At 37.0% G+C, this 26,063-nt stretch carries 22 protein-coding genes and 1 tRNA gene; 8 read left to right on the forward strand and 15 right to left on the reverse strand.

Features of this window, described 5'->3' with window-relative positions; all coding sequences use genetic code 11:
• On the forward strand, window positions 1-201 hold a 201-nt coding region (locus tag GJU43_RS11530; protein ID WP_195760040.1), incomplete at its 5' end, for a transposase.
• A 154-nt stretch (window positions 202-355) separates the two neighbouring features.
• Here the strand turns inward: GJU43_RS11530 and GJU43_RS11535 are convergent.
• Window positions 356-429, reverse strand: a tRNA-Arg gene (locus GJU43_RS11535).
• Between the two features lie 112 nt (window positions 430-541).
• On the opposite strand from GJU43_RS11535, the gene GJU43_RS11540 reads away from it, so the two are divergent.
• Both GJU43_RS11540 and GJU43_RS11545 read left to right on the forward strand, forming a co-directional pair.
• A complete protein-coding gene (locus tag GJU43_RS11540; protein WP_154340909.1) occupies window positions 542-1,054 on the forward strand; it encodes an adenine phosphoribosyltransferase in 513 nt (170 codons plus the stop codon).
• 38 nt (window positions 1,055-1,092) lie between these two features.
• The gene (locus GJU43_RS11545; RefSeq protein ID WP_154340910.1) at window positions 1,093-1,857 is read left to right on the forward strand and encodes a hypothetical protein; all 765 of its coding nucleotides are present in this window, start codon (window positions 1,093-1,095) and stop codon (window positions 1,855-1,857) included.
• Between the two features lie 8 nt (window positions 1,858-1,865).
• On the opposite strand, the gene GJU43_RS11550 is transcribed toward GJU43_RS11545, so the two are convergent.
• The 4 genes from GJU43_RS11550 to GJU43_RS11565 form a co-directional block, all read right to left on the reverse strand.
• Complete coding sequence (locus GJU43_RS11550; protein WP_154340911.1) at window positions 1,866-2,516, reverse strand: response regulator transcription factor; 651 nt, start codon at window positions 2,514-2,516, stop codon at window positions 1,866-1,868.
• On the reverse strand, window positions 2,494-3,165 hold the full coding sequence (locus GJU43_RS11555; protein WP_229655047.1) for a sensor histidine kinase: 672 nt from the start codon (window positions 3,163-3,165) through the stop codon (window positions 2,494-2,496). Before GJU43_RS11555 ends, GJU43_RS11550 begins: the two co-directional genes overlap by 23 nt.
• Window positions 3,166-3,263: 98 nt before the next feature.
• Entirely contained in the window at window positions 3,264-3,911 is a 648-nt protein-coding gene (locus GJU43_RS11560) for a hypothetical protein (RefSeq protein ID WP_154340913.1), read from the reverse strand.
• A 7-nt stretch (window positions 3,912-3,918) separates the two neighbouring features.
• Window positions 3,919-4,359 (reverse strand): hypothetical protein, encoded by a 441-nt coding sequence (locus GJU43_RS11565; RefSeq protein WP_154340914.1) that lies wholly within the window; start codon window positions 4,357-4,359, stop codon window positions 3,919-3,921.
• 293 nt (window positions 4,360-4,652) lie between these two features.
• Here GJU43_RS11565 and GJU43_RS11570 point away from each other — a divergent pair, with 293 nt between their 5' ends.
• Complete coding sequence (locus GJU43_RS11570; RefSeq protein WP_154340915.1) at window positions 4,653-5,477, forward strand: N-acetylmuramidase family protein; 825 nt, start codon at window positions 4,653-4,655, stop codon at window positions 5,475-5,477.
• 175 nt (window positions 5,478-5,652) lie between these two features.
• Here the strand turns inward: GJU43_RS11570 and pheT are convergent, their stop codons facing one another.
• Window positions 5,653-8,073 carry a phenylalanine--tRNA ligase subunit beta gene (gene pheT, locus GJU43_RS11575; protein WP_154340916.1) on the reverse strand — a complete coding sequence of 807 codons (2,421 nt, stop codon included), beginning with the start codon at window positions 8,071-8,073 and terminating at the stop codon, window positions 5,653-5,655.
• A gap of 274 nt (window positions 8,074-8,347) precedes the next feature.
• Between pheT and GJU43_RS11580 the strand changes: the two genes are divergently transcribed.
• Complete coding sequence (locus GJU43_RS11580; RefSeq protein WP_154340917.1) at window positions 8,348-9,853, forward strand: aldehyde dehydrogenase family protein; 1,506 nt, start codon at window positions 8,348-8,350, stop codon at window positions 9,851-9,853.
• 76 nt (window positions 9,854-9,929) lie between these two features.
• Window positions 9,930-10,304 (forward strand): DUF779 domain-containing protein, encoded by a 375-nt coding sequence (locus GJU43_RS11585; RefSeq protein WP_154340918.1) that lies wholly within the window; start codon window positions 9,930-9,932, stop codon window positions 10,302-10,304.
• Window positions 10,305-10,565: 261 nt separating this feature from the next.
• Here GJU43_RS11585 and GJU43_RS11590 read toward each other — a convergent pair whose 3' ends face one another.
• The 6 genes from GJU43_RS11590 to recG form a co-directional block, all read right to left on the reverse strand.
• Window positions 10,566-11,489 (reverse strand): helix-turn-helix domain-containing protein, encoded by a 924-nt coding sequence (locus GJU43_RS11590; protein ID WP_154340919.1) that lies wholly within the window; start codon window positions 11,487-11,489, stop codon window positions 10,566-10,568.
• A gap of 72 nt (window positions 11,490-11,561) precedes the next feature.
• The gene (locus GJU43_RS11595) at window positions 11,562-12,425 is read right to left on the reverse strand and encodes a bestrophin family protein (RefSeq protein WP_154340920.1); all 864 of its coding nucleotides are present in this window, start codon (window positions 12,423-12,425) and stop codon (window positions 11,562-11,564) included.
• Between the two features lie 29 nt (window positions 12,426-12,454).
• Complete coding sequence (locus GJU43_RS11600; protein ID WP_154340921.1) at window positions 12,455-13,765, reverse strand: TolC family protein; 1,311 nt, start codon at window positions 13,763-13,765, stop codon at window positions 12,455-12,457.
• A gap of 59 nt (window positions 13,766-13,824) precedes the next feature.
• Window positions 13,825-16,920, reverse strand: a complete 3,096-nt coding sequence (locus GJU43_RS11605) for an efflux RND transporter permease subunit (protein ID WP_154340922.1) — start codon at window positions 16,918-16,920, stop codon at window positions 13,825-13,827.
• Between the two features lie 95 nt (window positions 16,921-17,015).
• Window positions 17,016-18,074, reverse strand: coding sequence for an efflux RND transporter periplasmic adaptor subunit (locus GJU43_RS11610; RefSeq protein WP_154340923.1), 1,059 nt, complete (start codon window positions 18,072-18,074; stop codon window positions 17,016-17,018).
• A 632-nt stretch (window positions 18,075-18,706) separates the two neighbouring features.
• A complete protein-coding gene (gene recG, locus GJU43_RS11615) occupies window positions 18,707-20,815 on the reverse strand; it encodes an ATP-dependent DNA helicase RecG (RefSeq protein WP_154340924.1) in 2,109 nt (702 codons plus the stop codon).
• 308 nt (window positions 20,816-21,123) lie between these two features.
• On the opposite strand from recG, the gene GJU43_RS11620 reads away from it, so the two are divergent.
• Window positions 21,124-21,666: a DUF1697 domain-containing protein gene (locus GJU43_RS11620; RefSeq protein ID WP_154340925.1), complete on the forward strand. Its 543-nt coding sequence runs from the start codon at window positions 21,124-21,126 to the stop codon at window positions 21,664-21,666.
• 77 nt (window positions 21,667-21,743) lie between these two features.
• Here the strand turns inward: GJU43_RS11620 and GJU43_RS11625 are convergent, their stop codons facing one another.
• Genes GJU43_RS11625 through GJU43_RS11635 form a run of 3 tightly spaced genes read right to left on the reverse strand, consistent with a single transcriptional unit; the run spans window position 21,744 to window position 23,777 of the window.
• Window positions 21,744-22,253, reverse strand: coding sequence for a hypothetical protein (locus GJU43_RS11625; protein ID WP_154340926.1), 510 nt, complete (start codon window positions 22,251-22,253; stop codon window positions 21,744-21,746).
• Between the two features lie 16 nt (window positions 22,254-22,269).
• Complete coding sequence (locus GJU43_RS11630) at window positions 22,270-22,959, reverse strand: aspartyl/asparaginyl beta-hydroxylase domain-containing protein (protein WP_154340927.1); 690 nt, start codon at window positions 22,957-22,959, stop codon at window positions 22,270-22,272.
• Window positions 22,960-23,006: 47 nt separating this feature from the next.
• Window positions 23,007-23,777: a diphthine--ammonia ligase gene (locus GJU43_RS11635; RefSeq protein WP_154340928.1), complete on the reverse strand. Its 771-nt coding sequence runs from the start codon at window positions 23,775-23,777 to the stop codon at window positions 23,007-23,009.
• A 66-nt stretch (window positions 23,778-23,843) separates the two neighbouring features.
• Between GJU43_RS11635 and GJU43_RS11640 the strand changes: the two genes are divergently transcribed.
• The gene (locus GJU43_RS11640) at window positions 23,844-25,904 is read left to right on the forward strand and encodes a M1 family metallopeptidase (protein ID WP_154340929.1); all 2,061 of its coding nucleotides are present in this window, start codon (window positions 23,844-23,846) and stop codon (window positions 25,902-25,904) included.
• The last annotated feature ends 159 nt before the right edge of the window (window positions 25,905-26,063 follow it).

The following is a 26,063-nucleotide window of genomic DNA, read 5'->3' on the forward strand; positions in this document are numbered from 1 at the left end:
CAATCCGGGTTTAAGTCTTTCGGCACAATCTCTCGTACAATTATGAATCATTATCAAACCATATTAAACTATTTTGACAACAGAAGCACTAATGCCTCTGCAGAATCATTCAATGCTAAAATAAAAGCATTCAGATCAAAATTCAGAGGTGTTAGGAATATAGAATACTTCCTTTTTAGACTAACTAATATTTATGCTTAATTTTTGTTAATCCACAGGTTTTCGTGTTGATCCGTAAAGAATCTGTACGCTGTAACGGAATAAAATATCCGGAATTCAAACTTTAGAATACGATAGTAATAATTAGAAAAAGCATAAAAAAAATCCCATTCGTTAGAATGGGATTTTAGTTTTGTGACCTCGACTGGATTCAAACCAGTAACCTCTTGAGCCGTAATCAAGTGCGCTATTCAGTTGCGCCACGAGGCCAGTTTTTTTCATTAAGCTAATTTTCGTAGCTTTGATGAACGCTGTTTGCGGGTGCAAAGATAGAGATAAATGTGAGATAAACAAGGGAAAAATAACATAAAAGTAAAAAAAAATGCAGATTAAAAATTATATACGTGATATTCAGGACTTTCCTAAAGAAGGAATTTTGTTTAAAGATATCACCCCACTCTTAAATGACCCGATGGCGAGGAAAGAATGCCTGTCTGTTTTAGTGGCCTCTTTAAACGGACAGCATATTGATAAGGTAATAGGAGCGGAAAGCCGCGGTTTTTTCTTCGGAATGTTACTGGCCCAGGAATTAAATGCCGGTTTTGTCCCGGCGCGTAAACCTAAAAAACTTCCGTATACCACTATTTCGGCTTCCTACGATTTGGAATACGGTACTAATGCATTAGAAATACACACAGATGCCATTCAAAAAGGAGACAGGGTTTTGATACACGACGATGTTCTGGCTACAGGAGGGACGGCAAAAGCTCTCGGAGAATTGGTTCAGCGGCTGGGCGGAGAAATTGTACAGTATAATTTCCTTATGGAACTTTCTTTTTTAAACGGAAGAAATAAAATTGAAGGTCATCCGATTTTTGCCGCCCTAACTTATTAACTTTACCTTTTCAAAAACCGATTAACCTAAACGCCACGATGAGATATTTTCTTTTAGCATCACTTTTTTTATTATTTTCCTGTACGGATAAAAAAGTTTCAGTTCCAAAAAAATCAAATGATAGTACTGGTATTACTTCTGAAAATATTGACGTAATTCCTGAAGAAGTTAATGTGTTTAGTGCCATACGGCCCGATGAAAGACTGAATAAAGGCGAGCAGTACGCGGATGAAGTAGAATATGTAGATTATGATGCGAACGGCGACTATGCTTTATTCACCATAAAAAAAGGAAATGAAGTAGTGGCACTCCAGACTAATTTTGAAGGCTCTGATCAATTCAACAGAGGTGACGTCTTAAAAATCACCTGGAAAATGGATTCTACTTTTATAGCAGGTGAGGGAGAAAAACTTGATTTTACCGAGTGCCTTATAAACGCTGAAAAAGTAAAAGACGGAAAAGTTAGTTTATTTAAGAAAAAATACACCAGACCAATTAAATATACTTGGGCAGAAGGCCAAGAATACACCAAAGATTTCAAGGATTATCTGTACACTCAGGTACAATATTATTTAGCCAATTCTAAAAAAGACCTTGTAAAAGTACACCTGCAGAATCCTGAAACACAGTTTGTCTATTCGATAGAAGACCGCGAAAAGGACGGACGTTCCTACACGGTTTTAGGAATTTCCAACGAATTCGAAAATCGTACCAGTATCATCCAGTGGCTGTATCTGGACAGCGAAAACAGGAAATTATATGAATATGATTTACCGAATGATAAACTGATTGAATTTAAGTAAAGATTCTTTTATACGAGTACAATTTTGTGTTTAATGGCATATAAAACCAAACCGATACGGGTTTTGATTTCGAGTTTATCGAACAAACACTCTCTGTAGCCATCAATTGTTTTAGGGCTCAGGCACATTTCTGAGGCGATTTCCTTATAGGTTTTTTCGCTGCAGGCATGTCGTATAAAAACGATTTCTTTTTCTTTTAAACTGATTTTTTTAGAATCGTCATTGGCTTTTTTGACCAGCATTCCGGAAACCAGTTCGGTGAAGTAAAAGCCTTTTTCAATGACACAGCACATGGCTTCTTTGAATATTTCGGGCGAAGTGTCTTTGAGCAGGTAGCCTTTGGCACCATTGGTAATCATCCTGATTATGATTTCTTCATCGTCATTTACAGACAGTGCGATCACTTTTAGGGAAGGCCTGTTTTCTTTGATCCATTTCATTGTTTCAACACCATCCAGCACCGGCATATTTACATCCAGTAAAATTAAATCGACTTCTGAATCGGTGTTTTCCTGAAGATAATTTATAAAAACTTTACCATTTTCGAAGCGGTTGATCACTTCAAATTCTTTAAAACTATTGATCAGAAGCTGTAAGGACTGGGAGAATAGCAAGTGATCATCAACAATAATAATTTTATTCTTCGCTATTGTTTTCATCTGGTGGGGTTAATGGGTATTCTAATAGTATACTTGTTCCGTATTGGTTTGATTCTATAATTAGTTTGGCACCAATTAGTTTAGCTCGCAATTTCATGTTGTTTAATCCTATACCGGAATTGTTTTTTTTGGTATCATAACCAATTCCGAAATCTTTCATTTTTAATTGAAAAAGGGTTTCGGTTGTTGTAATATTCACCTCATACAAATCACTGTGTGAATGTTTCAGGCTATTGTGCAGGGCTTCCTGAAAAATGCGGTAAATAAACAAATCGTGTCCTTCATTAATTTTGGGTATTTTTCCTTTAAAATTGTAATTGTACTGAATATGTTTTAATTTTTTTACACGTTGCAGATCTTGTTTTATAGCTTCTATAAAATTGGTCTCGAGTAAATTATCTTTATTTATAATTCGCGATAAAATTCTGATTTCATCTAACGATTTGGCTAAAACATCTTTAAGATCCGTGAGTTCTTTACTTTTAACAGCCTGACCGTTCTGTATGTACATATTGAGCTGCATAATGCCTACCGAAACAATCTGGCCGATATTGTCGTGCAGTTCTTTGCTTATTTCAGAAAGGGTCTGATCTTTAATTTCGATTCTGGTCTTTACTAACTCGGACTGGAAATACATCTCAGATTCCATTTTTTCAACCAGATAATGGTTTTTTTTCTTCAAAAAATAAAAAAAAATGACAAGCAGCGTGATCAGTAATGTAAAAAAAACAATACCTAATGAAATAACTAATAATTGTATTTCTTTTCGCTCCATACAAATCCGATTATATAACAACTATGTGCTAAAAAATTTAAAATAAACAGGACCAGACTAAATACAGATTCATCTTGTTTGATCAGGAACCATTTGATAGCCAGCATAAAGGGCAGAACGGGAACATGAAAAACAAGTATACCCAGAATATACCAGAAAAACACCGATTTTTTAAAATTTAAGATCTTGTTTGAATTGAAAATCTCTACCAGATATAAGCAGGAGAGCATCATAACCACTATAACTCCTACCGCAAAACTGTACGTAAAGGAGTGATTTATGTCTTTTTTGTAATATAAAATATTTAAAAAAAAGGAAATTAGAAATAATATTAAAAATAGTACGGCTGAAATTCTGTTGGTTTGTTTCTGTAAAAGACTTCGAAGGAGCAGTATATAGGCGGAAAAACTAACGAGCATATAAAAATTATAAACATAATAATTCAATAAGCCCGTCCACTGTGTAAAGAAATACCCAACAACTTCAGTTAATGCTGAAAACCAGATTAAAAGTACTAAAAATTTGCCTTTGTTACCGGGAAGTTTATGCAGGGAAATTAATCCGATGACTCCTGATAGCATAGCGAGATAGATAATATACGATCTTAAAAATTCAAACATAATTTATTTAGTATATAATGCTAGGTGGTCTTCCTATGTTGCCATAATTCATTGGGTCAAGGCTCTCAATATCAGCAGAAGCATCTTCTTTTGCCATCATAAAACTTTGTATCTGATTTGACTTTTCTTCTTCTGATACCGTTTTCTTTCCTGTTGCGGCCAGAAATAAAGTGGTTAAACCGGCCTTTTCACCATGTTTTTCATCATCCGGGTATACGCCAAAATAAAATCGGATTCCGTCCACTTCATATCCCGTATCAGCTCCGTGGGTCTTGATATAATTAATGTAGCTTTCTAAAGCTTCCAGTGAGTACCAAATGGCATTTGCATCTTCTTTTTTGGTTGATTTATGAATTAGTTTTCCTCTTTTACGAGTGTAATTCAAATTCAGCTCTTTGGCGAATTCTTTTGTAATCAACTGACTTGGTTTTTCGGAAAGGTTTTTCATGATCTTTTTTGGTTTTAAAAATAATTAGTTAAAATTTATTTATGGTTTTGAAAATATTCCTGACAAAATTATTTTAAAAGATAAAAGTGTACAAGGGTAAATTCACCCTTTTTTGATAGGTAAAATTATTAAAATAAAATAGTCAAAATGCTGTTTTATAATCATTTATGAATAATTAATTTTATATCGCTCATTTTCGCAGGGAAATAAACACTACGAAACTTTAAAATAAGCCTGTTAAAATGTAAAGCTTTAAAGAATTGCCGCAATGAACGATATTAAATTAAAAAGCTATGAAAACTTTAAAATCCGGTGTAAAATCTGTCGAAGTATATTACTTAAATGAATTACTCGAAAAACTAAAATACAGCATTGTTGTTTCTGATTATTTCGGAGTTGAAACTGATAAAGCTGTCCGGGATTTCCAACTCAAAAATAATCTGGTTGTTGACGGTATTGTTGGGCTGAAGACCTGGTCTGCACTTATGGAGAAAAGCGCAGCCGGTTTTTTATCCAATTCTAAATTGCTTTCAGAACAAAACCTGATCGATTTTTCGAAGCAGCATAATCTTGAACTGGCAATCGTAAAGGCTGTTAATTCTGTTGAAAGCAACGGAAAGGGATTTCTTTTAGACGGAAGGCCTAAAATTTTGTTTGAAGGACATGTTTTTTGGAGAGAGCTTGAGAAGAGAGGCATCAGTTGTCAAACCTATGAAAATGCGAATACGGAAAACATCCTCTTTAAAAACTATACCCGAAAATATTATCTCGGTGGCGCTGCTGAATACGAACGATTGGAAAAGGCTATTCATTTAAATCCGGATAAAAAATTCAGTGATGCCGCCAATTGTGCTGCTTCGTGGGGACTTTTCCAGATTATGGGTTTCAATGCAGTTTCTATCGGATATCAGAATATTGATGAATTTGTACAGAAAATGTACCTGAATGAAGGTGAACACTTAAAAGCGTTTGGATTATTCCTCGAAAAAAACAAGCTGATCCCTGTTTTAAGAAATAAAAATTGGGCAGAATTCGCACTGAAATATAACGGTGAAGGGTACAAGGCCAATAAATATGACGAAAAACTGAAAAATGCTTATGTGAGATTTGCGTCGTGACAAAGTTTTCAGTCGCAGTTTTCAGTCACAGTTTTCAGTTTGCACGCGCAGTTTGCAGTCCCATCTCAGAAGACAATAAATAATTAAACCCGACAGGTTTTTAAAGCCTGTCGGGTTTGTATTGTATAAAGTTCATTGTGCAGTGACTGAAAACTGCGACTGCGACTACAAATTTTTACCTCAAACTCGCTCCAAGTTCTGTCTCAAAACTTTGTTGCAGTTTTGACATAATTTTATCAATCTGAGCGTCGGTTAGTGTTTTGGTGCTATCCTGAATCGTAAAGCTCAACGCATATGATTTTTTACCTTCCGGAAGATTTTTACCTTCATACACATCAAAAAGGTTTACGTCTTTTAAAAGTACTTTTTCCGTTTGTTTCGCCAGATTATAAATACTTTCGTAAGTCGTCTTCTGATCGATTAATAAAGCTAAATCCCTGCGGACTTCCGGATATTTTGGAATTTCGTTGTATTTAATTTTTCCTGAAATGATTTTTAAAATCAGATCCCAGTTGAAATCGGCAAAATAAACATCCTGTTTGATTCCGAAATGCTTCAGGATTGATTTTTTAACGACGCCCATTTCCACCAAAGTATCATTGTTGTAGCAAATCGACGTTCCTTCAGAGAAAATATCAGATTGCACCGGAGCATTAGTTACTTTATCAACGCCAAGACGGGACAAAATTGCTTTTACGTATCCTTTTAACAAAAAGAAATCCGTTGGTTTTTGCGGATTGGTCCAGCTTTCTTTATTTCTGTTTCCTGAAATGGATAACGTAAGATGTTTGTGTTCTTCGAAACCATTCAGGTATTTGTGGTATGTTTTTCCAAATTCAAACAATTTCAAATCAGAATTTCTTCTGTTAATGTTGTAGGAAACCGCTTCTAAAGCTGAGAATAACAACGACTGACGCATAGTGGCCAAATCACCGCTTAACGGGTTCAGCATTGTTACATTATGCTCTTCTTTCAAAACAGTCGATAGTTTTGCATAAGCAGCTGTCGTTAAAGAATTCGCCATCATTTCATGAAAACCCTGTGAGTTTAACTGTGAAGCGATGATATTCTGCACTTTATAATCTTCTGTTCTTGGGGAGTTGGCTACAGTTGCATTAAACTTCTTCGAGAATTCAATGTTGTTGTATCCGTACACCCTTAAAATTTCTTCAATTACATCAATTTCACGTTGTACATCCACACGGTAAGCCGGAATTGTTAAACCAAGGCCCGATTCAGAAACACTGTTTACTTTGATGTCCAGAGAAACCAGTATCTTCTTAATGGTATCTTTTGGGATTTCCTGTCCGATGATTTTAGAAACATGACTAAAGTTTAGCAGGACAGAAAAATCTTCTACTTTTTTAGGGTAAACTTCTACCACATCAGAAGTGATTTTTCCGCCGGCCACTTCCTGAATTAGAAGCGCTGCACGTTTTAAGGCATATTCTGTAATAGTCGGGTCAATTCCTCTTTCAAATCTAAAAGAAGCATCGGTATTTAACTGATGTCTTTTAGCGGTTTTACGAACGCTTACGGCATCAAAATAAGCACTTTCGAGGAAAATAGAAGTAGTTCCTTCAGAAACTCCTGATTTTTTTCCGCCAAAAACACCCGCAATACAAAGAGGGCCTTTTTCGTCACAAATCATTAGATCCTCCGCGTGCAATGTTCTTTCAACATCATCCAGAGTGGTAAATTTGGTACCTTCCGGTAGTGTTTTTACAATTATTTTTCCGTTGATTTTTGCCGCATCAAAAGCATGCAGAGGCTGTCCTAATTCATGCAGCACATAATTAGTAACGTCAACAATATTGTTTTTTGGTGTTAAACCGATAGCTTTCAGACGATCCTGTAACCATGCCGGAGATTCTTCAACAGAAATTCCTGAAATAGTCAGTCCGCAATATCTTGGTGCTAAAACAGGCTCTTCTACCGTAACATCAATTTTTAGGGTACGCATTTCTACCCTGAAATTGCTTACTGATGGCGTAATTAATTCGATGTTTACCCCACGCTGTAACATTCCGGCTCTAAGATCACGGGCAGTGCCATAGTGACTCATGGCATCGGCGCGGTTAGGCGTTAATCCTATTTCGAAAACTTCATCACTTACAATATCAAATACTTTTGCAGCCGGAGTTCCGGGCTCTAGGTTCTCGTCTAAAATCATAATGCCGTCATGGCTTGTACCCAGACCTAATTCGTCTTCTGCGCAAATCATTCCGTGGCTCTCCTGTCCGCGGATTTTTCCTTTTTTAATGGTAAATTCCCCACCATCTTTATCATACAAAACGGTTCCGATAGTGGCAACCGGTACTTTTTGACCTGCAGCAACATTGGCAGCACCACAAACAATTTGTAGAGGAGATTCCTGTCCGATATTAACGGTTGTAATATTTAGTCTGTCGGCATCGGGGTGTTTTTCACAAGTCAGTACGTGTCCTACAACAACTCCTTCTAAACCGCCTTTTACTGATTCGTACTTCTCAACAACTTCTACTTCCAGACCTAAATCTGTCAGTAATTCTGAAGTTTGCTCAGATGTCCAGTCTGTTTTAATGAATTGTTTTAACCAGTTGTAAGATATTTTCATGTTAACTTTTTTGTTCTTAAATAAGGATACAAATATAAGGATTGCGTATTGTAGTAAGAAAGAATTTATTTGCTTTTTTCTAACTGTTTTTATTTTTGAATAGAAGTCTGTAATAATGAGTATTTTATATTTTCAACACTACTATTTTATTAAATTCGTATTATTAGTTGGTCATAAAAATGAATATGGAATTTTTGTGCTATTAGATGAATGAAAAGTGCTATTCTTTTTCAATTTAGGAAGTTAAATTTGAAATGAATCAAAAAATAAAATTATGAGTACTATAGCACAAAGACCTGAATTTAAGGCAAAGTATGACAATTATATCAATGGAAAATTTACAGCACCTGTAAAAGGAGAATACTTTGATGTATTGTCTCCAATTGACGGAAAAGTATTTACCAGGGCTGCCCATTCCGGCAAGGAAGATTTGGAACTGGCAGTTGATGCAGCCTATGAAGCATTTAAAACCTGGGGAAAAACTTCAGTAACCGAGAGGAGTATTTTATTGAATAAGATTGCACAAAAAATAGAGGACAATCTCGAATATATTGCGACCGTTGAAACTATAGATAACGGAAAACCGATTCGTGAAACCCTGGCAGCCGATATTCCGCTGGCCATTGATCATTTCAGGTATTTTGCAGGTGTCATTCGCGCCGAAGAAAGTTCGATAGCCGAACTGGATTCGCAAACGGTTTCTATCGCTTTAAGCGAACCACTAGGAGTTGTCGCACAGATCATTCCGTGGAACTTTCCGATTTTAATGGCCGTCTGGAAAATTGCTCCGGCACTGGCCGCAGGAAATACGATTGTTTTAAAACCTGCCGAAAGTACACCCATTTCCATATTGGTTTTAATGGAATTGATAGGCGATATCCTTCCTCCGGGGGTTTTGAATATCGTAAACGGTTTTGGGGCAGAATTAGGCCGGCCTTTGGTCACCAATAAAAAAGTAGCTAAAGCGGCTTTTACCGGTTCTACTACTACAGGGCGTCTGGTAATGCAATATGCGACCGAAAATATTATCCCGGTTACCCTGGAATTAGGGGGTAAGTCACCCAATATTTTCTTTGCCTCAGTAGCCGATCATGACGATGATTTCTTTGATAAAGCGGTTGAAGGAGCGGTTTTATTCGCGCTGAATCAGGGTGAAATTTGTACGTGTCCGTCAAGATTATTAATTCACGAAGATATTTACGAGAAGTTTATTGCAAAAGTAATCGAAAGAACAGAAGCTATTATAGCCGGAAATCCGTTAGACCAATCGACTATGATTGGGGCTCAGACATCACTGGTTCAAAAAGAAAAAATATTATCTTATATAAAATTAGGAAAAGAAGAAGGGGCAGAATTACTGACCGGAGGTGATGTGAATCATCTGGGAGGAGATCTGGAAGGCGGTTATTACATTAAACCAACGTTGTTTAAAGGACATAACAAAATGCGCATTTTTCAGGAAGAAATCTTCGGACCGGTTTTGGCGGTTACCACTTTTAAAACCACTGAAGAAGCCATCGAAATCGCCAACGATACGATGTACGGCTTAGGTGCGGGTGTATGGACACGTGATGCACACGAGATTTATCAGGTTCCGAGAGCCATTCATTCCGGTCGTATCTGGATTAATCAATACCATTCGTATCCTGCGGGTGCTCCGTTTGGCGGATATAAACAATCCGGAATTGGTCGTGAAAACCACAAAATGATGTTAGGACAATACCGTCAGACTAAAAATATGCTGATTTCTTACGATAAAAAGAAATTAGGTTTCTTTTAATTTGTTGTTATGTTGGTTCGAAAAGGTAAGTTTCTGACTTACCTTTTTTTGTAAATTTAATGTAAAGAAAAATATCATGATAAAAAGACTTGAGGCTACAGCTGAAGCCATTGAGCTGATCCGAATATTAAAGAAGAAACACGGAGATTTAATGTTTTATCAGGCGGGCGGATGCTGTGAAGGTACGCAGCCGCAATGTTTTGAAAAAGGCGGCTATTATCAGAGAATGGGAGATGTCTGTATCGGAACTATCGAAGATACTGAATTCTGGGTCGATAAGGATTTATTTGAATACTGGAAACATGCTCATTTTACACTAAAAGTAATTGATGCCTTTGGCGTGGGCGGCTTTTCTCTCGAAACGCCTTTAAAAAAAACCTTTCAGATCGAATACCGGATTTTTACGGAAGAAGAGGAGAAGGATCTGGAACCGGTGAGGTTTATTGATTAAAAAAAGGTTCTGAGGTACTGAGGTTCTGAGATACAAAGGTGCAAAGGTGCAAAGGTGCAAAGGTACAAAGGTACAAAGGTACAAAGGTTTTCCGTAGAGGCGCACAGCAGTGCGTCTGAAATAAGGTATCAGGAATTGGGACATAGACGCACTGCTGTGCGCTTATACAGTAAAAATATTGCGGATATTCTTTGTTCCTCTTAATGACAAAGATTGAAAAAAATCTCAGAACCTTAGCATCTCAGAACCTTAGCACCTTTTTCAGTTAACATATAACAACTGATACTGCTTCGGAGTAATTCCTTCATGTTTTTTGAATAAACGAATAAAATAATTGGCATCTTCAAAACCGGACAAATAGCAAACTTCATTAACCTGGATATTGGGATTTTTGAGTAATTTTTTGGCGTATTTTATTTTTTCATTTAAAATATACTCAATAGGACTCATACCCAGTTCGCGTTTGAAAAAACGATAGAAAGAAGCACTGCTCATACACGCTTTGTCGCTCAGGCTTTTAAGGTTTATATTCTCTTTTAAATTGAGCTTAATAAATTCGGTAACTTCAAAAATCGGATTGTTGGAATGAATGGTAAGGCCTTCGTCAATTGATTTTATGGTCTGGGTCTGGATAATTCGGATTAACAGTTCCTGTAAAGTCAGATCCGCCAGGGCATCTTTGGTGATCGATGTGCCCATGCATTCTTTTATAAGTTTATTAATAGTGGTCGCCAGATCGATGTTATTGTAAAAGAAATAATTCTGATAGTTTAATTGCCAGTATACATCATTACCTTCTTTAGGATAGCGTTCGTTCAGGAAATTAAGGGTTTCTGTAATTTTAGATTTTTCTATGGCCAGGGCAAGGCATTGCGTCGGGGTCTCTCTGGAGGCTTCCGGAAAGTCAATTTTCATTTCTACATTAGAAGGAATGATTACTGTTTCACCCGGCAGGTAATCAAATCCGGGTTCATCAAAAAGATGCATGATTTTTTTTCCTCTGAGCATGCTGGTCACTACAAAATCGTTGAATTTTAGCGGAACCAGTTTCGAAGACTCGTACGTTTCAAAAATATTCAGTTCACAATGATTGAGCGTGTACACACTCCTGTTTTCGACCAGTGTTTTTAATGATTTTTCATTGGATAAATGAGGAGGACTTATTAAAACACGTTGATTCTGCATTGTGATTAAATTTTAAGTGAAGACTTTAAATTTAATGAAAATAAGTATATAAATTTTAGATTTAACGTTTCATTAAATTAATTCTTCCACGTGTTTTTTAATGTTCTCTGATATTTTTTTGATCGGTAAATCGTTTTCATCGTCACCAAACGGATCCTCAATTTCTTCCGCAATTAATTCTAAACTGGCTAGTACATAAAAGATAAAAACAACTACCGGTGCCACATAATATCCGAGGCTCAAAGAATAGCCAAAAGGCAGCGTCATGATGTAAAAAAAGATAAACTTTTTGATGAAAGCACTGTACGAGTAGGGTATAGGGGTGTTTTTAATTCTTTCGCAGGCACCGCAAATATCGGTAAAGGCAACCAGTTCGGCATTCAAAATAATAAGCTGATCGCCCGTGATTTTTTTGGCTTCGTACAAATCATTGATTTTATGCGACATCATACGTTTTACCTGATTGGGTTTGTGCTTATGATGATCCAGCTCTAAATCTACATCGTCAAAAAGCTGTTTTGCAGTTTCAGAATTGTTTAAATGTTTGTATAAAACTGAAGCGTATGCGGGAATAAATTTCCTGAAAAATTTACGATCGTTTTCGTCTTTTAGCATGCAGGAGAGTTTGATGGCAAAATTCCGGCTGTTATTAACTAATGCACCCCATAATTTTCGGGCTTCCCACCAGCGGTCGTAAGCGGTGTTGGTTCTGAATACTAATAATAATGAAATCACAAAACCTAATATTCCGTGCATCAAAGGAATATTTTTGATGTAATGATTTTCATCGATTCCGAAATAAACTACTTCAAAATAACCAACGACTGCAGCATAAATTCCAATGGCAAGCATCACCGGAAAAAGTTGTCTTACGGTATCGGATTTGTGAAAGTGAAAAATAAAAGAAAACCAGTCTTTCGTATTGTATGAGATCATTTAATTTTTGTTTTGAAAACAAAATTAACTTAAAAATTGATATTTCCCGCCAATTCTTTTAAGGCAATTTCAGATAGTTTTGCCTCATATTGTGCATTGCTATAGCGCACTTTTGCATTTACATAATTCAGCTGGGCAGTTCTGAAATCAATAGTTGTGATCGTTCCGATTTTGAATTTATCCAGGGTAATCTCTAAGTTTTGTCTTGCGATCGCCTCGTTGTCTTCTTCTAGATCAATTAGCTCTAAATTGGTTAAATAGGTTTGAAAAGCAGTACTTAACTGCGAATTTAAGATCATGTTTTGCTGTTCGATTGCAATTTGCGAATTCTCAATTTGCAGTTTCGCAATCTTTTCATTTCGGTGCTGATTGAAACCGTCAAAAATATTTAAGGTAGCATTGAAACCGTAGTTTAAACCCCTTGCCGATGTGGAACTGGTAAAACCCAGACTAGATTCGCTTTCTGCAAAATTATAACCTGAAGTTAGTCTTACCACAGGATAACGATCTGCTTTGACTTGTTTCAACTGTAATTCTGCGACGCGTTTGTTTATGATTTGGGTTTCCAGGGCCGGATTTTGTTTTTGTGCTAAAGCTATTAAATCGGCCAAAACTAATTTGTTGTCTACTGTTACCAGATCTGTTACTTTAAAATCTATTTTAGCATCCCGGGCCAAATATTGATTTAACAGGATTTTGGCATTGGCGTAGGATTCCTTTTGTCTTAGCAAAGCAACCTGATCTGAATTTAAATCTACCTGAGCATTTAAAACTTCTAATTTTGAAGCTTTACCAATGCTAAAACGGTTTTTGGCGAGAGTCAGCCTTTGATTGGAAATAACAATGGTAGTATCTAATGCTGCCAATTGATGCTGTTGCTGCACCAAATCGTAATAAGCGGAATTTACCTGGCCAATTTTAGCCAAAATGGTTCTTTTTAACTCAGAATCACCCAATTTTTGAAGTTCTTTTAACTGATCATGCCTTGCAAACATTTTCATTCCGTCAAAAATAGTCCAGCCAATACTTACACCGTAATTTAAACTGTTGTTTTTGGCGTTGTCCAGTGAGGTTGAAGTTCCGTCCTGACGGGTCTGTTTTGAATTCTGGATGCTGTTGTTATCGGTAACCGACGCGGTTGCGACAGGCAGCATTCCGGCATTTCCAGCCGTTACATTCGTCTCGCTTATCTTTGAATTGTTTTTGGCAATCTTGATTTCAAAATTGTTTTCCAAAGCTATTTTCATCGCGTCTTCAATAGTCAGGACTTCCTGTGCGTGCATTTTAGCAACGCAGAAGAAGCATAAAAGAAGGCTGGTGAATAAAAATTTAGTATTCATATTTGTTTTTCTTTTGTCCGGAATCCCGCAATTATAATGCAGGAATTCCGGACTACTAGTTATTTACTTTCTTTTTCGTATTCTTCGATATGATCAAATTCCGGATAATGTTTTCGGGCTTTGGACCACATCAGATAGATCGCCGGAATTACAAAAAGTGTCAGGGCTAAAGAGAAAATAGTTCCTCCCACAATAACAACTCCCATTCCGATTCTGCTGGTAGAAGCAGCCCCAAGTGACATTGCAATCGGCAGCGCTCCCAAAGCAATAGCTAAACTGGTCATTAAAATCGGACGTAAACGCGCTTCTGTAGCTTCTAAAATAGCTTCCATTTTAGGTTTTCCCTGTTCCCTTAGCTGATTGGCAAATTCGACAATCAGGATACCGTTTTTCGTCACCAGTCCGATAAGCATTACCGTTCCAATCTGGCTGAAAATGTTCCAGGTCTGATTGAACAACCATAACGAGAATAAAGCTCCGGCAACGGCCATAGGTACCGTTAAGATAATAATAAACGGATCTATAAAACTTTCAAACTGAGCGGCAAGAATTAAAAATATAAGCAATAAAGCCAGTCCGAAAGCAAAAGAGGTATTGGAACTACTTTCCACAAAATCCCTTGATTCACCACTTAAATCGGTTGTAAAACTCTCATCCAGTACCTTTGCTTTAATCTGATTCATCGCTTCGATTCCGTCACTTATACTTTTTCCCGGCGCTAAACCTGCCGAAACAGTGGCCGACATATAACGATTGTTGTGATACAATTGCGGCGGGTTACTTTGTTCTTCTATGTTCACCACGTTATCCATCTGAATCAGTTCTCCATTTTTGTTTTTAACAAACATCGAAGTTAAATCCAACGGCTTAGAGCGATCTTTTTGGTCAAATTGCCCAATCACCTGATACTGTTTTCCGTTTTTAATGAAATAGCCAAAACGCTGACCACTTAACGAAAGCTGTAAAGTCTGAGCAATATCCAGAATAGAAATACCTAAACTTTCGGCTTTTGCCCGATCGATGCTTACGTTGATTTCCGGTTTGTTGAATTTTAAATTTACATCGGTAACCGAGAAAACATCACTTTTACCCACTTCGTCCATAAAAAGCGGAATTTTTTCTCTTAATTTTTCAAAAGTAGGCGCCTGAATAATGTATTGAATCGGTAAGCCGCCACGTCTGTTTACGGCAATTGTAGGCTGTTGAATAACAGATGTTTTAGCGTCCGGATATTTTTTGGTCCATTTGGTTAATTTATCGGCAATGTCTTTTTGCGATGTTTTTCTTTCTCCGGGGTCTTTTAAAGAAAGCCTGATGAAGCCCGAATTGGTGGCAGAACCTCCGGAACCTCCGGCGGTAATAACTAAACTTACTTTTTTATCCTTAATCGAGTCATCCACCAGTTTTGATATTTCCTGCATAAAACGGTTGGTATATTCATAAGAAGAACCCTCGGGAGTAGTCATACGCATGGTTACCGAACTACGGTCATCATAAGGAGCGGTTTCTTTTGGAAGTACAGTAAAAAACAAATAAATCAATCCGAAACATACAATCAAAATCGGAAAACTGATCCATTTTTTTGCCATAAAACGGTTTAAGGCGTCGGCATAACCACTGTTTAATTTTTCGAAGAAAGGCTCTGTTTTAATGTAAAACTTCGATTTTTTCTGTTCACCGCCTTTCATCAAATAGGCATTCAGCATAGGGGTTAAAGTCAGCGATACAAAAGCGGAAATTAATACTGCAGCACCAATAACAACACCAAATTCCCGGAATAGTCTTCCTACGAAACCTTCTAAGAAAATTACCGGTAAAAACACGGCTGCCAATGTCACCGAAATCGAAATTACGGCATAAAAAATTTCGTTGGAACCTTTGATTGCGGCTTCAATTGGCGACATTCCTTCCTCTACTTTTTTGAATATATTTTCGGTGACAACAATTCCGTCATCGACTACCAGTCCCGTTGCCAAAACAATAGCTAAAAGGGTCAGTACATTGATGGAGAACCCGAAAAGCCACATGATAAAAAAGGTTGCTATTAAGGATACAGGAATGTCAATTAGGGGTCTGAAAGCAATGGCCCAGTCCCTGAAGAACAAATAAATAATGATGATTACCAATATAATTGAAATCCCCAGGGTTTCCGCTACTTCAAGTACCGATTTTTTAACGAAAAGGGTATTGTCCAGTGCAATATTAAGCTTGATATCCTTCGGTAAATCCTTTTTTAGGGCTTCGTATTTTTTATAAAATTCAGACGAAATATCCAAATAATTCGCTCCGGGCATGGGTACAATAGCCAGACCAATCATAGGAAGCCCTGAAGATGTTAGGGAAGTTTCGATATTTTCGGGTCCTAATTCGGCACCGCCAACATCACTTAAACGAACAATCTTGTCTCCGTCTGTACGGATGATGATATTATTAAATTCTTCTGGTTTTGAAAGATTTCCGATGGTTTTTACAGTCAGTTCAGTATTGTTTCCGGTTAGCTTTCCGGAAGGCAGTTCGACATTTTGTGCATTCAGTGCTGTGCGGACTTCTGCCACCGTACAACCGTATGCGGCAAGTTTTGAAGGGTCGATCCATAAACGCATCGCGTAGCGTTTTTGTCCCCAGATTTGTACCCCACTTACGCCCGGAATAGTTTCTAATCGTTGTGAAATGACATTTTCGGCGTAATCACTCAATTCCAAAGAGCTTCGTGTATCACTCTGAACGGTCATCGAAATAATAGATTCACTATCAGCATCGGCTTTGGAAACTACCGGAGGGGCATCAATATCCTGCGGTAAACTTCTCACGGCTTGTGAAACCTTATCACGGACATCATTGGCAGCTTCTTCTAAATCTTTATCCAGATTGAATTCGATGGTAATACTGCTGCTTCCCTGATTACTGGATGACGTTATATTTCGAATTCCGTCGATAGCATTAACAGCTTTTTCTAACGGCTCAGTAATTTGTGATTCAATAATATCGGCATTGGCTCCGGTATAATTGGTTCTTATCGAAACCTGCGCGGGGTCAATGGAAGGGAATTCCCGAACACCTAAAAAGGTATACCCAATGAAACCGAATAAAATAATCAAAAGATTCAGTACAATGGTTAAAACAGGTCTTCTTATACTTGTGGTGGATAAACTCATGTTGAGATTTTGGATTTTAGATCTTAGACTTTAGATTTCAGATTCTTGGATCTTTGGAATTTGGAATTTAGTTTTTGGAATTTTAAAACTACATATTATTTTACTTTAACTTTTATCGGAGCTTCATTTTTTAAGGACATCACACCGCTTGTTATTAGCGTATCACCCGCTTTCAGTCCGGATAAAACCAGAATAGAGGCATCGGTTCTGGTAGTGGCATCTACCATAACTTCTTTGGCTTTGCCCATATTGGCGATATATACTTTTTTGCCGCTTTGCACGGGAACAATAGCCTGCGAAGGAACTACTATGGCATCTTTGATGATGTTTAAAGGTAATTTTACATCGGCAAAAGTACCCGGGAAAAGTTTGCCGTCTAAATTATCGGCGATGGCGCGAATTTGTAAAGTACGGGTTGCTACGGCCACTTCAGGCTCAATAGCATATATTTTTGCCTTGTACACTTTATTGGAACCGGATACGGTAAAATCTATAACAGATCCTGACTGTACCTGTGAAGCATATTTTTCAGGAATTGAGAATGTAATTTTCAGTTTTCCGGTGTTGACTAATTTCGCTACCAGAACAGTAGGGGTAATGTAAGTTCCCGGAGAAATAGAACGTAAACCAATTTTCCCGGAGAAAGGGGCTTTTACAGAAGTTTTGGCAATCTGAGCCCTGATCAGTTGCGTTTGTGCCTGCATGGATGCATAATCGGCATTTGCCACATCAAATTCTTCCTGACTAATGGCTTCTTTCTGAAGTAGCAGTTTGGCTCTTCTCTGATTTTCACCTGCTAAGCCTTCTTTGGTAACAGCCTGTCTTAATTGTGCTCTTAATTCAATATCATTTACTTTAAAAAGTACCTGACCTTTGTTTACATTCGTGCCTTCCGTAAAATAAATACCTTCGACAATACCTGAGACTTCACTGTGAATTTCTACTTGTTCATTAGCTTCAATAGATCCGGATAAGGAAAGGTTATTATCAAATGTAGAAGTTGTAACTACAATACCTGTTACGGTTGTAGGTTTGTCTTTGTCTCCTGATTTTTTAGAATCTTCATTTTTACTTTTATTAGAGATGACCCTGTAGGCAATAAATCCTCCGAGTCCGATAATTAGAAGGGCGTAAACTAGGTTTTTTACTTTCATAGAATTGAGGTAAATGTAATTTTTGGTGTGAGTTTTAGTAAGTCTGCAAATTTAACTTTTTGTACTGAATCCAAATGGCGTTATCTTTTATTTAACATTTGTATGTACAAATCTTTACATTGGATATAAGTATTTTTCAGTCAGGTTATTGTGAATTTTCAAGGCATTGTTTTTTATTAGTTTTGGTCTTATTTAGTTATTTTGTAAAGTATGTTATTTAGCATATCACAGATGGATAAGCTTTTTAAGACCTTTATTTTTATATTTGGTTTAATGAAATGTCCTTTATTTATGTTTTTTTTAACAAAACCCTTAGAAATGTCTTATAATTTGTCCTTTTTTCGCTGTTTGTACACCTGTAGATTTAATCAAAAAGCAACATTGAAAATAAGTTAATTGGTACTTAAAAAAAAAATTATTTGCAGTTTATTGATTTATTCGTACTGGGATAAGTTTCAACAAAATATTATAGTGGGCAGTTGAATTAATAATGGATAGGTTATTTCTTTTTATAAAACGATAGTTTTAGAAAGTTGACTAACTTTTTTATCTGAATCACTTATAGTTTCAGAAAATCAGCAAGTTAGTACTTTTGAACCTTTGTATCTCTGAATCTTTGTCCCTCTGAACCTTTAACTAATATAATTCCAAATATTTTTCTTCTTTGTCAGTTCGATAAAAACGGCTTTCAGGACTGTGTGTTCCGGTTTTTGAAGAGCGGGATCTTCTTTGAGGATCTTCATGGCATAATTTCGTCCTAAGGCCAGAATATCGCGATCACGCACGATATCTGCAATTTGCAGGTTTAAAACACCACTTTGTTGTGTACCCATCAAATCCCCGGGGCCGCGAAGTTTAAGATCGACTTCAGCAATTTCAAAACCATCATTGGTACCTACCATCGTTTCCATACGGGTTTTGCTGTCGGCACTTAATTTATGGCTGGTCATCAGGATACAGTAACTTTGTTCGGCTCCACGACCCACGCGGCCACGCAGCTGATGGAGCTGAGACAGTCCAAAACGTTCGGCGCTTTCAATAATCATCACACTCGCGTTCGGAACGTTTACGCCAACTTCAATAACGGTTGTGGCGACCATGATATTGGTTTTACCTTCAGAAAAACGTTTCATTTCAGCATCTTTATCCGCTGGTTTCATTTTTCCGTGTAAAATTGAAATGGAATATTGCGGTAAGGGAAAATCACGTGAAATACTTTCGTATCCGTCCATTAAATCTTTGTAATCCATTTTTTCGGATTCCTGAATTAGGGGATAAACAATATAAATTTGTCTGCCGAGCGCAATTTCGTCACGCAGGAATTTCCATACTTTCAGACGATTGGAATCAAATCGGTGTACGGTCTGAATCGGTTTTCTTCCAGGCGGTAATTCATCGATAACAGAAATATCCAGGTCACCATAGAGACTCATAGCCAGCGTTCTCGGAATAGGGGTGGCGGTCATCACCAAAATATGTGGCGGAATATCGTTTTTCTTCCATAATTTAGAACGCTGTTCTACGCCAAACCGGTGCTGCTCATCAATTACGGATAAACCTAAATTCTGAAATTTCACTTTATCTTCCAACAAGGCGTGAGTACCAATTAAAATATGTAAACTTCCGTTTTCGAGTTCTTCATGAATGATTTTTCGGGCAGCCGTTTTGGTGGAACCCGTAAGTATCTTAATATTGATGCCTAAAGTTTCTGCCAGTTCCGATAAACCAATAAAATGCTGATTGGCCAGAATTTCGGTCGGCGCCATCAGACAGGCCTGAAAACCATTATCGATTGCCAAAAGCATACTCATAAAGGCTACAATGGTTTTTCCGGATCCCACGTCTCCCTGCAATAAGCGGTTCATTTGGGCATTACTTCCCATATCTGATCGAATTTCTTTGATCACCCTTTTTTGGGCATTTGTCAATTCAAACGGTAAATGATTTTTATAAAAGTCATTAAAAAGTTTACCCACTCTGGTAAACGGATGTCCTTTTATTTTATGTTTTCTAATAAGGTTTTTAGTGATTAATTGTAATTGAATAAAAAACAATTCTTCAAATTTTAAACGAAACTGCGCTTTTGATAAGGCATCGGCACTTTTCGGAAAATGGATGTTGAATAAAGCCGCTTTTTTGGAAATCAGTTTTAATTCTTCTATTAAATACGGAGGAAACGTTTCGGTAAACAAAGCCTGTGTTTCAATAAACAATTGTTCCATTAATTTATTGATCGTTCGGTTTGAAATACCACGATTGGTCAGGGTTTCTGTCGAAGGATAAACGGGCTGCATGGCAGAACGAAGGCTTTTTTCGTGTTCGCTTAAAAGTTCAATTTCCGGATGTGCCATGCTAAACTGGCTTCCGTAAAGGGAACATTTTCCAAAAATTACACAGGGTTCATTCAGTTTCAGACTTTCGCGGACCCATTTGTGTCCCTGGAACCAATTGAGGTCCAGTGATCCTGTATCATCCACGAAAGTAGCGACCAGACGCTTTTTGTTTTTAGCAAACTCAACCGTTTTTATATTGATTATTTTTCCAACCAACTGCACTTCAGAGCCGGTATTCTGAAGTTCGTTTATTTTGTAATAACGGGTCCGGTCAATGTATCTGTTCGGAAAAAAGTTAATTAAATCACCATATTTATGAATCCCCAATTCCTTGCGAAGCAGCTGACCGCGACTTGGGCCAACACCTTTTAGGTATTCGATTGGAGTTTCAAGGAGATTATTAGACATTTTTTTAGATTGTTGGAGCTTTTTTTAGATTTTTAGATCTTTAGATTGTTGGATCTTTAGATTTTTAGAAAATAGAACAAAGAAAATAGAATAAAGAGTAAGATTTATTAATCTGTACTCTATTTTCTTTATTCTATACTCTATATTCTTTTCTCCTTACGCGAAGATAGATTTTAATTAGGAATTTTGAAAATCCGGCTGTTTGATATATTGTTTTTTGTAAAAAAGAGGATTCATGTCCTTCAAGGAAATGGATTGTTTTTTAGACTTTGATTTAGAAAACAATATCTTTGAATAAAATTTAAAAAATGACAACACATTTAGCACTTTTACGCGGTATCAACGTTTCCGGTCACAATATGATGAAAATGGAGGCTTTGAAAACAATGTTAGAAAATATCGGTTTTCAAAATGTCAGAACGTACCTGCAATCGGGAAATGTATTTGTGGATACAGAGGAAGAAAGTGCTTCGAAAGTGGGGTTCATGATCAAGCAGGAAATTTTTAAGGTTTTCGGACATGAAGTTCCAACGATTGTCATTACGAAAGAAGATTTACAAGCTTGTTTTACAAACAGTCCGTATTTAAAAGAAAAGGATTTGGATACCAAAAAGCTTTACGTTGCTTTTGTTTCCATCGCCCTGAAAAGTGAAAATATAAATGATCTGAAAATTAGCCAGTTTAAGCCTGATGAAGCGAGTATTGACGGTAACAGAATCTTTATTAAATATGCCGTGGGCGCCGGAAAAACAAGATTTGATCAGAAATATATAGAGAAAAAACTAAATGTTACGGCAACCATTAGAAACTGGAACACGGTTACAAATTTATTAAATATGTATTCTGAATAGACCACAGGCAGGTGAAAATTCCTGATCACTGATTTAAAAGCTGCACCGAGAAATAATTAATTTTCAAATGGATCCGATTAATCTCTCATCCATTTGAGCATCGTTGGAAAGGCAGGTTTGTTTTCCTTACCTGCGCGATCTTTCCCCAGACAAAGCCCGATCCATTCCAGAAAAGGCAATCCTACATAGTTTTCAGTATTAAAATTTGAAATTAGCCAATCAGATTCGTTTTTATAGCCATTGGGATGAAACACGAATTCGACAGGTAACTTTAAATGATTTACTGCAGCAAAAGACCAGAGAATTGCACCCATTTCTTCTGCCTGAGTCGGCCATTCCGCTGATATATGTTCGGTTCCGACTAATTTTCGTTCGGTAGCAGTTGTAACGGCCAAATGTCCTGCTTCGTGAAGTATATCCCCGGGATATAATAATTTATCATAATCGATATAAATACAATTGGGACCTAAACTTAATCCGGGTAAAAAAGTGTCATCTAATTCTTTTTCAATTACATCGATTCCTATTTCTTTAAGGAAAGATAAGGTTTGTTGTGTTTCTAAAGCTTCTTTTACGGGCACATTCATGGGGTTAAAAAAGTTGTTATTTCAAATTTTTAATCAGTTCATTTGCAGCAGTTGTATTCATACGTTTTAACTCAGCTATCATCAATTGCTTTTGCTCTTCGTTCATGGCGCTTTCCGGTTTTATAAATTGATTTTCGGGAGCTTCTTTATAAAATAAGGCATCAGTCCAGTCATTTCTAATGCCGTCAATTACGAGATGAATCCGGTCCTGATTTCCTCTGTTGGCCACTGAATGGGTAAAATTAGCATCAATATACCAGCATTCCCCTTCATTCATAATCAGACGTTTTCCGTCCAGTATAAATTCAACATCCGGATTGGTAATAATCGGAATATGCAATCGGAACGAACCATCTTCATACCCGAGACAATGATCTGAATGGGGCTTGATTTCTGCTCCCACAGCGAGCTGAAGTAATCTTACGGCTGTTTTTTCGAAATGAAAATTGTCCAGAATTTCTTTGAAGTATGTACAGGAATCTAAAATTTCGGTATGCATCATTTCATCACCAGCATTGGACAAGGCAAAAATAGAATCGGATTTTCCGTCTTTAGACATCAGGGCTACAGAAGTCCATTTTCCCGTATAATCATTTTTGTTGTAATGATCTGTCCAGCTTTTATTCAGTATTCCTGCAAGGTCGCTTTTGAGTTTGTCGACATCAAAAGAGATTGGAAATTTGATAAAACGTATTAATCTATCCATATTTTTTGCTTTAAATAGTATTGGTAAACTGCCACAAGTTCAATGCTTTATTTCGGAATCAGATCGCAATACCAGAATCCAAAGTCAAAAGCATCGGTGGCACTGGTATCGCATGCGGTGTCAGATGACTCTTCATTTTTTGGCCGTTCGTATTTGCGGTAAACGATCTCGCCGATTTCAAACACTATCGGCCTGGAAAAAATAGGGCCATCGAATGTAAAGGTATGAAATTCACCATTTTCTCCGCATACATCTACATTTTCAGGTAAATCCTTTATAAAATCGGAATCAATGATGCGTCCGACAAAACTTTTGTCTAAATAGCGTTCGTTCACACAAACCACAATCGTTTTAAAACCCAATTGAATGAATTCCCGGATCAATTCACTGGTTGGAATCTTCCAGATTGGGAAAACGCCTTCAAAATTTATTCTTGCCAGTTGTGTTTCCCTGTATTTCCGCAAATCTTCCAGAAAAATATCCCCAAAAACCGAATGGGTTATTCCTTCATTTTTAAGTTCGGTCAGCGTTTCGGTCATTACCTTTTCATATACTTCCATGGTGGGCATCTCGGGAACCTGCATGATTTTCAGCGGTAAGCCTATACTTTCGGCCTGTGCTTCAAGCAGCTCCACGCGAACACCATGCATCGAAATGCGCTGAAATTTTTGGTTGACACTCGTTAATAGATATTCAATTTTATACTCCGGATTCTGTAAAATTTTGTAAAGGGTCAGTGCGGAATCTTTTCCACTGCTCCAGTTAAATAAGGCTTTGATTGGTTTTGACACGTTCTGATAGTTTTCTATCGTAAACATACAAATTTCCTTCGATTTGTTTGTCAAACCTTTGTAACTTTGGGTTTCTGCCCAAATTTATTTTCAATGAAATACATCTTTCTATTTATTACCAGCGTCGTTTTTGCACAACAAACTCATTTTGTGGATTTTAAATCGGTTTCCGGACAACTAGCATTAAATGCAAAAGAAAAATCGGTTTCCGGATCTGTTGTTTATGATTTTAATGTCCTGAAACCCGTTGATACGGTTAAAATCGATGCCAAAAACATGGAGTTTACTCAGGTGAAAATAGATGGAAAAGAAGTTGTCTTTTTAAATACGGGAAAGGAGCTACAGATTATTTCGCACTTTCAAAAAGGTAAAAAACATTTAAGTTTTGATTACTCTGTTAAACCGAAACAAGCGTTATATTTCGTTGATATCGAAAATGCTGAAGTTCAGATCTGGACACAGGGCCAGGGAAGGTACACCAGTAATTGGTTTCCCAGTTTCGATGATGTGAATGAGAAAGTGATTTTTAATTTACAAATTAGTTATGATAAAGATTATCAGGTGGTTTCGAATGGTGTTTTAAAGAATAAGATAGAGAACAACAGTCAAACAGACTGGCAATATGAAATGGAGCATCCCATGAGTTCTTATTTGCTGATGCTTGCCGTTGGTAAATTTGATAAAAATGAGTTTACTTCAAAAACTAAAATTCCGTTAGAGTATTACTTAGAAAATAAAGACAAAAAATCTTTTGAGCCGACTTATCGCTATTCTAAACGCATTTTTGATTTTCTGGAAAAAGAAATAGGCGTGAAGTATCCCTGGGAAATTTACAGGCAAATTCCGGTTCGTGATTTCCTGTATGGCGGAATGGAAAATACAACTGCAACGCTTTTTACCACACGCTATGTAGTAGATTCAACTGGTTTTGCGGACAGAAAATATACGAATGTTGATGCTCATGAATTGGCGCACCATTGGTTTGGCGATCTCATTACTGCTGAAAGCGGCACCCATCACTGGCTGCAGGAAGGTTTTGCAACCTACTACGCTTTGTTGGCGGAAAGGGATATTTTTGGAGACGATTATTTTTATTCCAGATTATATGAAACAGCCCAGCAGCTGAAGTTTGCCTCACGGACAGATGCTGTTCCTGTTTTAAATGCTAAAGCGAGTTCATTGACTTTTTATGAAAAGGGGGCCTGGGCGTTGTTCGTTTTGCATGAGTCAATAGGAGATAAGGCATTCAAAAAAGCCATTAAAAGTTATTTGAAAAAATATGCTTATCAAACCGTGAATACTCAGGATTTCTTTGATGAAATAAAAAAGGTTTCTAATTTTGATCTGGAGCAATTTCAAAAAACCTGGCTGGAATCGGTGGCCTTCGATACGCCAACAGCCAACGCTTTACTGAGTAAAAACAAAGCAATTCAAATCCGTTTGGAAGTTGATAAACTAAAAAAAATACCTTTTGCAGAAAAGAAAGATTTTTTAATTAAAACTTTAAATTCTGATGTATACCATTCTGTAAAAGAAGCTATTGTAGATCAGATTCAAAATGAGAAATATGACTTAAAAAAGGAATTATTACTGATTGCTTTACATACGAATGATGTTCAGGTTCGCCAGACTCTTGCCGATAGTTTTAGCGGGATTCCAGAAGATTTCAGAGTAAATTACGAAACTTTACTGGACGATAAATCCTACCAGACGCAGGAAATCGCGCTGTTCAATTTATGGAGAAACTTTCCGGATCACCGTAGAGCTTATTTAGATAAATCTAAAGACTGGATTGGTTTTAACGATTACAATCTGCGTACGTTATGGCTTTCACTGGCCTTATCGACGCCAGATTACGCTGAGGATCCGGACGCCTTAATAGCTGAGTTGGTTGCTTTTTCTTCCACTAAATATGAGGCTACAACCCGACAGAATGCACTGGAAAAGCTTATAGCCTTTAAACTGACAAACGATCCCGTTTTAATAAATCTTGTAAATGCGACAACGCACCATATGTGGCAATTTTCAAAATTCGGAAGGGATTCTATACGGAGCTTATTAAAAAATTCAGAAATGCGTGTGTCGTTTGAAAGAATTTTGCCTAATTTGAACCCCGATGAGCAGTTTCAGTTGAATCGGTTATTGAAGGAGTAGAGTATAGAATATAGAAGAAAGAGTATAGAAGGAAGAGTATAGAAGGAAGAGTATAGAAGAAAGAGTATAGAAGAAAGAGTATAGAGGCAAGAGACAAGAGAATAGAGCATAGAACATAGATCAGGAGAGTAAAGTTTAGAATACAGAGTATAAGCAATA

The sequence above is a fragment of the Flavobacterium sp. LC2016-23 genome (genome assembly GCF_009674775.1).
Classification (GTDB): Bacteria; Bacteroidota; Bacteroidia; order Flavobacteriales; family Flavobacteriaceae; genus Flavobacterium.

Bases quoted from the DNA above. Each gene is read 5' to 3' on its own strand.
- GJU43_RS11540 (WP_154340909.1), top strand. From the start codon at position 542: ATGCAGATTAAAAATTATATACGTGATATTCAGGACTTTCCTAAAGAA.
- GJU43_RS11545 (WP_154340910.1), top strand. From the start codon at position 1,093: ATGAGATATTTTCTTTTAGCATCACTTTTTTTATTATTTTCCTGTACG.
- GJU43_RS11550 (WP_154340911.1), bottom strand. From the start codon at position 2,516: ATGAAAACAATAGCGAAGAATAAAATTATTATTGTTGATGATCACTTG.
- GJU43_RS11555 (WP_229655047.1), bottom strand. From the start codon at position 3,165: ATGGAATCTGAGATGTATTTCCAGTCCGAGTTAGTAAAGACCAGAATC.
- GJU43_RS11560 (WP_154340913.1), bottom strand. From the start codon at position 3,911: ATGTTTGAATTTTTAAGATCGTATATTATCTATCTCGCTATGCTATCA.
- GJU43_RS11565 (WP_154340914.1), bottom strand. From the start codon at position 4,359: ATGAAAAACCTTTCCGAAAAACCAAGTCAGTTGATTACAAAAGAATTC.
- GJU43_RS11570 (WP_154340915.1), top strand. From the start codon at position 4,653: ATGAAAACTTTAAAATCCGGTGTAAAATCTGTCGAAGTATATTACTTA.
- pheT (WP_154340916.1), bottom strand. From the start codon at position 8,073: ATGAAAATATCTTACAACTGGTTAAAACAATTCATTAAAACAGACTGG.
- GJU43_RS11580 (WP_154340917.1), top strand. From the start codon at position 8,348: ATGAGTACTATAGCACAAAGACCTGAATTTAAGGCAAAGTATGACAAT.
- GJU43_RS11585 (WP_154340918.1), top strand. From the start codon at position 9,930: ATGATAAAAAGACTTGAGGCTACAGCTGAAGCCATTGAGCTGATCCGA.
- GJU43_RS11590 (WP_154340919.1), bottom strand. From the start codon at position 11,489: ATGCAGAATCAACGTGTTTTAATAAGTCCTCCTCATTTATCCAATGAA.
- GJU43_RS11595 (WP_154340920.1), bottom strand. From the start codon at position 12,425: ATGATCTCATACAATACGAAAGACTGGTTTTCTTTTATTTTTCACTTT.
- GJU43_RS11600 (WP_154340921.1), bottom strand. From the start codon at position 13,765: ATGAATACTAAATTTTTATTCACCAGCCTTCTTTTATGCTTCTTCTGC.
- GJU43_RS11605 (WP_154340922.1), bottom strand. From the start codon at position 16,920: ATGAGTTTATCCACCACAAGTATAAGAAGACCTGTTTTAACCATTGTA.
- GJU43_RS11610 (WP_154340923.1), bottom strand. From the start codon at position 18,074: ATGAAAGTAAAAAACCTAGTTTACGCCCTTCTAATTATCGGACTCGGA.
- recG (WP_154340924.1), bottom strand. From the start codon at position 20,815: ATGTCTAATAATCTCCTTGAAACTCCAATCGAATACCTAAAAGGTGTT.
- GJU43_RS11620 (WP_154340925.1), top strand. From the start codon at position 21,124: ATGACAACACATTTAGCACTTTTACGCGGTATCAACGTTTCCGGTCAC.
- GJU43_RS11625 (WP_154340926.1), bottom strand. From the start codon at position 22,253: ATGAATGTGCCCGTAAAAGAAGCTTTAGAAACACAACAAACCTTATCT.
- GJU43_RS11630 (WP_154340927.1), bottom strand. From the start codon at position 22,959: ATGGATAGATTAATACGTTTTATCAAATTTCCAATCTCTTTTGATGTC.
- GJU43_RS11635 (WP_154340928.1), bottom strand. From the start codon at position 23,777: ATGTTTACGATAGAAAACTATCAGAACGTGTCAAAACCAATCAAAGCC.
- GJU43_RS11640 (WP_154340929.1), top strand. From the start codon at position 23,844: ATGAAATACATCTTTCTATTTATTACCAGCGTCGTTTTTGCACAACAA.